At 41.4% G+C, this 6,506-nt stretch carries 7 protein-coding genes, 1 tRNA gene, 1 rRNA gene and 1 other RNA gene; all 10 read right to left on the bottom strand.

What is annotated here, in order from left to right:
• Positions 1-119 (bottom strand): 16S ribosomal RNA (locus tag ACE1TH_RS20395); the annotation flags it as partial.
• Between the two features lie 326 nt (positions 120-445).
• The gene (locus ACE1TH_RS20390) at positions 446-709 is read right to left on the bottom strand and encodes a pro-sigmaK processing inhibitor BofA family protein (protein ID WP_255224322.1); all 264 of its coding nucleotides are present in this window, start codon (positions 707-709) and stop codon (positions 446-448) included.
• Between the two features lie 97 nt (positions 710-806).
• A complete protein-coding gene (locus tag ACE1TH_RS20385; protein WP_255224321.1) occupies positions 807-1,031 on the bottom strand; it encodes a YaaL family protein in 225 nt (74 codons plus the stop codon).
• A gap of 10 nt (positions 1,032-1,041) precedes the next feature.
• The gene (recR, locus tag ACE1TH_RS20380) at positions 1,042-1,641 is read right to left on the bottom strand and encodes a recombination mediator RecR (RefSeq protein ID WP_099305837.1); all 600 of its coding nucleotides are present in this window, start codon (positions 1,639-1,641) and stop codon (positions 1,042-1,044) included.
• Between the two features lie 12 nt (positions 1,642-1,653).
• The gene (locus tag ACE1TH_RS20375; RefSeq protein ID WP_099305839.1) at positions 1,654-1,965 is read right to left on the bottom strand and encodes a YbaB/EbfC family nucleoid-associated protein; all 312 of its coding nucleotides are present in this window, start codon (positions 1,963-1,965) and stop codon (positions 1,654-1,656) included.
• Between the two features lie 12 nt (positions 1,966-1,977).
• Positions 1,978-3,654 (bottom strand): DNA polymerase III subunit gamma/tau, encoded by a 1,677-nt coding sequence (gene dnaX, locus ACE1TH_RS20370; protein WP_375079835.1) that lies wholly within the window; start codon positions 3,652-3,654, stop codon positions 1,978-1,980.
• A 149-nt stretch (positions 3,655-3,803) separates the two neighbouring features.
• Positions 3,804-4,070: signal recognition particle sRNA large type (gene ffs, locus ACE1TH_RS20365), an RNA gene on the bottom strand.
• Positions 4,071-4,137: 67 nt separating this feature from the next.
• Positions 4,138-4,623: a tRNA adenosine(34) deaminase TadA gene (gene tadA / locus ACE1TH_RS20360; protein WP_375079836.1), complete on the bottom strand. Its 486-nt coding sequence runs from the start codon at positions 4,621-4,623 to the stop codon at positions 4,138-4,140.
• A gap of 74 nt (positions 4,624-4,697) precedes the next feature.
• A tRNA-Ser gene (locus ACE1TH_RS20355) sits at positions 4,698-4,790 on the bottom strand.
• A gap of 90 nt (positions 4,791-4,880) precedes the next feature.
• Positions 4,881-6,503 (bottom strand): glutathione ABC transporter substrate-binding protein, encoded by a 1,623-nt coding sequence (locus tag ACE1TH_RS20350; RefSeq protein WP_375079834.1) that lies wholly within the window; start codon positions 6,501-6,503, stop codon positions 4,881-4,883.
• Between the last annotated feature and the right edge of the window lie 3 nt (positions 6,504-6,506).

Here is a 6,506-nt window from a genome sequence, read left to right as displayed (position 1 = left end):
GTGTTACTCACCCGTCCGCCGCTAACTTCCGGGAGCAAGCTCCCTTCTGTCCGCTCGACTTGCATGTATTAGGCACGCCGCCAGCGTTCGTCCTGAGCCAGGATCAAACTCTCCGTTAAAAGTGTTTGACTTGCTCATTTGCACAATTTAAAGCTGTGTCTAACTTCATTGACGAGATACCTTGTATCTCTTTTACGCTTGGCTTTTGTTCAGTTTTCAAAGAACTCGTTTGCGCCTCGATCTCTCTTGGCGACTCAATTAATATACCATTTTCTATCGTACAAAGTCAACAACTTTTTTAAAAGAAAAAGTTTTAATTGTTTGTCCGTCTCTCAAGAGGACAAGTAATAATATATCATGCTCAAACAAAATAAACAACTAAAAAATTAGTTGTTTTTAATGTCTTTTTTTTCTAAATTCTTATGCATTTTTAAATTAAACTCGCTCACAAAATAAAATGCTGTACCGCTACTAATAAGGCCATCCCTGGTACTCCCAACAGCGCTATTACGCTAGCAGTGATTAGATTAATCGGTATAAATAATCCTGTCACAGTCGTTAACGAATTAAATAAAAATAAAACTAATGCAGCAATGATGAACTTAACACCTAAGCGACCAAGAAATCGGAATGGTTTTGCTGAAGCCCCCACTAATAATAGAAGAATCACTAAAGCACCTAACAAAAGTAAAACCCAATCTCCCAACATACTCCCCTCCTAGCAAACAGCTCGTCTTACTTCACTATATGTCAGCCGAAAAAAAATAGAACATAAAAAAAGCCTCTATATTAATAGAAGCTCCTTACTAATGTTTCCTTTTACGTTCATAGCGAATTCGCGCTTCTCTAAGCAAAAAAGAATAAAGCACCTCAGCACGCTGAACTTCTGCATGCATATCATCAGACGCATCTAAGCTGTGATCAAGCAACCCACGTTTATAGTCCAATTGCTCTTTCAGTGAATCAACGTATTCGTAAAGCCGTTGATCCTCTTCCTTCCATAACAACCCTTTTTTTCGTATTCCCATCATTTTTTATCACCTACAACTCACGTCGACCTTCAATTGCTTTTGAGAGCGTCACTTCATCTGCGTATTCCAGGTCTCCACCGACAGGTAAACCATGGGCAAGTCTTGTAACCTTTATCCCTGTGGGTTTAATTAAGCGAGAGATATACATAGCGGTCGCTTCACCTTCAATGGTTGGATTCGTAGCAATAATTACTTCTTCCACCTGACCGTTTTCTTGTAGCCTCTTGATTAACTCTGCTACCTTAATATCTTCAGGCCCAACACCGTCCATTGGGGAAATCGAACCGTGCAATACATGATATAAACCGGTATATTCCCGCATCTTTTCCATTGCAATGACGTCACGTGATTCTTGCACCACACAAATAGCCGTTTGATCTCGATGAGAATCATCGCAAATTTGACAAGGATCGGAATCCGTAATGCTATGGCAAAAAGAGCAGTACGTTAAATCTCGTTTTGCATGAACAAGCGCTTTTGCAAAATCAAGAACATCGTCTTCTTTCATATCTAATACATAAAAGGCTAAACGACTTGCTGTTTTTGGACCGATTCCCGGCAAACGAGAAAATCCTTCAATTAATTTAGCTATAGGTCTTGGATATTGCAATCAACCTGCCTCCTAGAACATTCCTGGAATATTTAAGCCTTTAGTAAACTTGCCCATGTCTTGCTCTACTAGCTCGTCTACTTGTTTCAGCGCTTCATTTGTTGCGGCAACAATTAAATCTTGTAGCATTTCAATATCATCAGGATCGACTACATCTTCAGAGACTTTCACTTCTAGAATTCGCTTATCTCCTGAAGCGACCACGGTAACCATGCCACCGCCGACTGTTGCTTCAACTGTTTTTTCCTTTAGTTTTTCCTGTGCTTCTGCCATTTGCTTCTGCATTTTTTGCATTTGCTTCATCATATTACCCATGTTCTTCATAAAATCAGCTCCTTAAGAATCAATTACTTCTATTAAATCTTCACCAACAAGTTTTACAGCTTCATCCATGAACGGATCGCTTTGTGGCTTGTCGCTATCTTTGTCTTTCATATAATCTACTTTCACCTGTTCCCACTGCGTTTGTAACAACGTAGAGAAATCAGAACGTTCCCCAAATACTTGTTGGAGTACTTGGATAAGCACGTCTCGAAACTTTGTATCCATCATATCACGATGCATTTCATTTTGAAACGCCAACAATATTTTTGCTGAGGAAGCGGCAACGGGTTTGCAATCATTTAACCAAGCATGAGCAGGAACACTTAGCGATTTAACTTGCTCTTTTACATTTGCCCATTTATTTACGGTATCTTGAAGCTGGGTTTTATCGGCTGAAGCAACAATTTCCTTTACTTGCGCTGAGATACCAGACTTCCCTTTTCCGTTTGTTCCAGGTCTTACGCGTGGTGGTGCCTTACGAGCTGGCGCTTGTTCCTCATTTACCGGTTGTTGAGTCGGTCTTTGCTGCAGCTGCGTTTGCAGTTTATTCAATTGCTGCTTTAATTCTTCCAACTCGTTGCTTTGTTGCGAAACTTGAGGTACCTCTCCAACTTCCATTACCTTAATGACAGCCATTTCCAAAATAATTTTTGGCTTTAGCGCCCATTTAATATCTTGTTGGCTATCCGTTAATTTTTGAATGATCCTATGAAGCGTTCCTACATTAAATTGCTGTGATAATTCAATAAAGGGTTCATCCACTTTCGCTCTTTCTAATAAATGGTTAGCTTCTGGAGCCGTTTTATATAGAAGTAAGTCCCTAAAATATAAGATAAGATCTTCCATTAAACGTTTAGGGTCTTTTCCGTTTCGCAATGTCTCATCAACCGTCTCTAACGCCAGGCGGGAATTTTCTTGAGCTAACGCGCCAATAAGATTATTAAGTGCCTCTCTTGAAACCGATCCAGTTATCACAAGTACATCGGATAAACGTACCCGTTCACCTGAGAAAGAAATGGCTTGATCAAGTAAACTCAAGGCATCCCTCATTCCGCCATCAGCTGATTGAGCAATTAATTCAATTGCATCTTCTTCATAGGCTTGTTCATTATGATCAAGAATTCGTTTCATGCGCAGCACTAATTCTTCGTTTGTTATTGGTTTAAAATCAAATCGTTGACAGCGAGAAAGAATCGTTAAGGGTATTTTATGAGGTTCAGTCGTTGCTAAAATAAAAATTACATGTGCAGGGGGTTCTTCTAACGTCTTTAAAAGAGCATTAAATGCACCTGTAGAAAGCATATGAACCTCGTCAATAATGTAGACTTTATAAGAGGTTTCCGTAGGTGCGTATTTCACCTTCTCTCGTATGTCTCGTATCTCATCTACACCGTTATTAGAAGCAGCATCTATTTCCATCACATCAATAATGGAACCATTTGTTATTCCAATGCAGCGACCGCATTCATTGCACGGTTCTGCAACCGGTGCATGTTCACAATTTATTGCTTTCGCTACAATTTTAGCCGCACTTGTTTTCCCTGTACCTCTAGGACCAGAGAATAAATAAGCGTGCGCCATTTTCTGTTGGAGCAATGCATTTTGTAACGTTTTCGTTATATGAACTTGACCAACAACGTCTTCTAACAGCTGTGGTCGCCACACACGATAAAGGGCTTGATAGCTCATGTATTCATCCAACCTTTCACAGTCGTATCCTTATTATATCGTTTCCTTATGATCGAATAAAGCACTAGCGCTATTTTTCTCCTATTTATATCGTAATAGAAAAAAAGCCCGCTATTGCTAGCGAGCTTTTGGACATTCTATAAATAATACCGTGCACCTTTCCTCGATAACAACTTCATAAGCGTTACCTAAGCAGTTAGCTCGATCCAGGCACCTCTGCGGCACACGAAAGGATCCACTTACTGCTGCTTCCTTCCGGACCTGACAGGGTTCATGGGTTTCCGTTGCGCAGAACCCAAACGTCAACACCACTTACTTAGGGCAGACCTTACAAAGAAGTTACCTCAAAAAGGAATTCAACCTCGCTACAGCGGATTGCGAGTTACAGGGCACCGCTACCTCCCCGTCTAGCACGGCAAAGTGTTGCACTATTAAAATAGCGCAAATCTAAGTATACGTGATCCAAATCGAAAACGCAATCCCTTACTCCTCTAATTCTTTCTTTAAACGCTTTTTCTGATCGCGTATGTTCTTAAAAAACGTTGAAAGCAATTGGCCGCACTCTTCCTTTAATACACCTTCCTGTACTTCGCAACGGTGATTAAAGCGTGGCTCCTGGAGTAAATTCATTAATGTTCCGGCACAGCCTGCCTTATAATCAGCCGCACCGTAGACAACTTTTGGGACCCGCGCCTGAACAATCGCACCTGCACACATCGGGCAAGGCTCTAACGTCACATACAAGGTACAGTCTTCGAGTCGCCATGTACCAAGGACTTCGCAAGCTTTTTCAATCGCAAGAATTTCCGCATGAGCAGTCGATAATTGATTTGTCTCTCGTAAATTATAGGCTGAAGCAATGATTGCATTGTCTTTCACAATAACAGCACCAATTGGCACTTCGTCAAACGTAAGTGCTTTTCTAGCCTCTGTTAGTGCACAGTTCATCCATTGTTCATCGTTTTGAATGTCCACATCTTCAGCCCCTTATATGTATACAAAAAAACGACCGCTCTTCTAGGGTCGTGTACTCTTAAAAAATATGGCGGAGGAAGAGGGATTCGAACCCCCGCGGGCTTTGACACCCCTGTCGGTTTTCAAGACCGATCCCTTCAGCCGGACTTGGGTATTCCTCCGTATCAACTGACAAGAACAATCATACAACATCCACTAAAAAAACGCAAGAAAAAACTGCCGAAAATTCGACAGTTCCTTCTATATAATGATTACTCTACGAAATGAGCTTCGTTAAGAACCCAATCATCTGTAGGTGTAACAATGATTCCCTCAACGCTGTCTTTAATTCCGTGTAGATATTGCGTATAGTGCGTGAACACTAATGGAACTTCTTCATTCGCAATTTCTTGTGCTTGAACGTAAAGGTCCATACGGTTTGCTTCATCTACTTCTGCTACTGCTTCATCAAGGATTGCATCTAGTTCAGGGTTTGAATAGAATGCACGGTTACCTGCAGCCCCGAAGTTATCCGTATGGTAAAGTGGTGCTAACGCATAGTCAGCGTCACCAGTTGCTGAGCTCCAGCCAAGGATAAACATTTCATGGTCGCCTTCACCTGTATCTTCTAAGTACGTAGCCCATTCAACAACATCTACTTCAAGCTCAATGTTTAAATCAGACAGTGCAGACTGCATGTACTCTGCCATCTGAATACGAGCTGGTGAATCATTTGTCATAATGCTCGTAGAGAAACCATCTTCATAACCAGCTTCTGCCAACAATTCTTGTGCAGCTTCTACATCATAAGGTAGCGCTTCTGCATTTTCATCGTGTCCGATAACGCCAGGTGCTACAGGCGTTTCAGCCGGGAAACCATAACCTTCTAGTAAATTATCAATTACAACATTTTTATCAACAGCCATCGCAATTGCTTGACGTACACGAACATCATCAAATGGCTCTACTTCTGTATTAAATCCGAAATAAGATCCAGAAATACTATCTGTCACGTTTAAGCTTGCATCTTCAATGCCTTCAAGTTGAGCTAAACCAGCTGCATCAACTGTAATGAAGTGAGAATCTCCTGTTGTTAATTCTGCAAGACGAGCAGATGCATCAGGAACTGTTTTGAACGTAACGGTATCTAAAATAGCTGGCTCGCCACTCCAGTGGTCATCATAACGCTCAAACACTAGCTCAGAACTACCTACAGTCCCGCTCTGGTAAGAGAAGTAACCCGTTCCAGCAGGGTTGTCGTTAACCGCTGTATATGGTTGTTCTCCATCTTCCATTGCAGCATAATCTGCTTCAATAACGTCTGGGCTAATCATGTAGCCACCACCATGAGCAAAGCTAAATAAGAACGCTACATCTGGCTCTTCTAATACAAACTCAATCTCGTAATCACCTAGAACGTTGATTTCAGAGATTCCTTCAAAAAGAAACGCACGTTGTGAGCCAACATCTTCGTCAGTAATACGGTCGATATTCGCTTTAACTGCATCTGCGTTAAATGCTGTTCCATCATGGAACGTCACGCCTTCTTTAAGTTGGAATGTTAAGACATCTCCCTCGTCGTTCCAGCTATAATCTTCTGCTAAGACATTCTGTAACTCCATATTTTCATCAAATTCAAGTAATCCTTCATAGACTTGTCCTTGAACTTGACCAGATGGCACGTCATTTACTTGATGCGGGTCAAGACCAACAATATCAGCTTGACTTGAAAGTACTAAATCTCCACCTTCAACGGCTTCCCCTGATGATTCCCCACCGTCGCCATTTCCATTATCGCTACCGCTGTCTCCTTGTCCATCATCGGCACAAGCTGCAAGACCAAGAGTAGCTGTAAGAGCTAATACTGCATAAAAAGGTGCTTTGTTTCTTTTCATAAG

The organism is Shouchella sp. JSM 1781072 (assembly GCF_041949915.1).
Classification (GTDB): domain Bacteria; phylum Bacillota; class Bacilli; order Bacillales; family Bacillaceae_D; genus Shouchella.
This window is presented reverse-complemented; position numbering and strand designations above follow the sequence as displayed.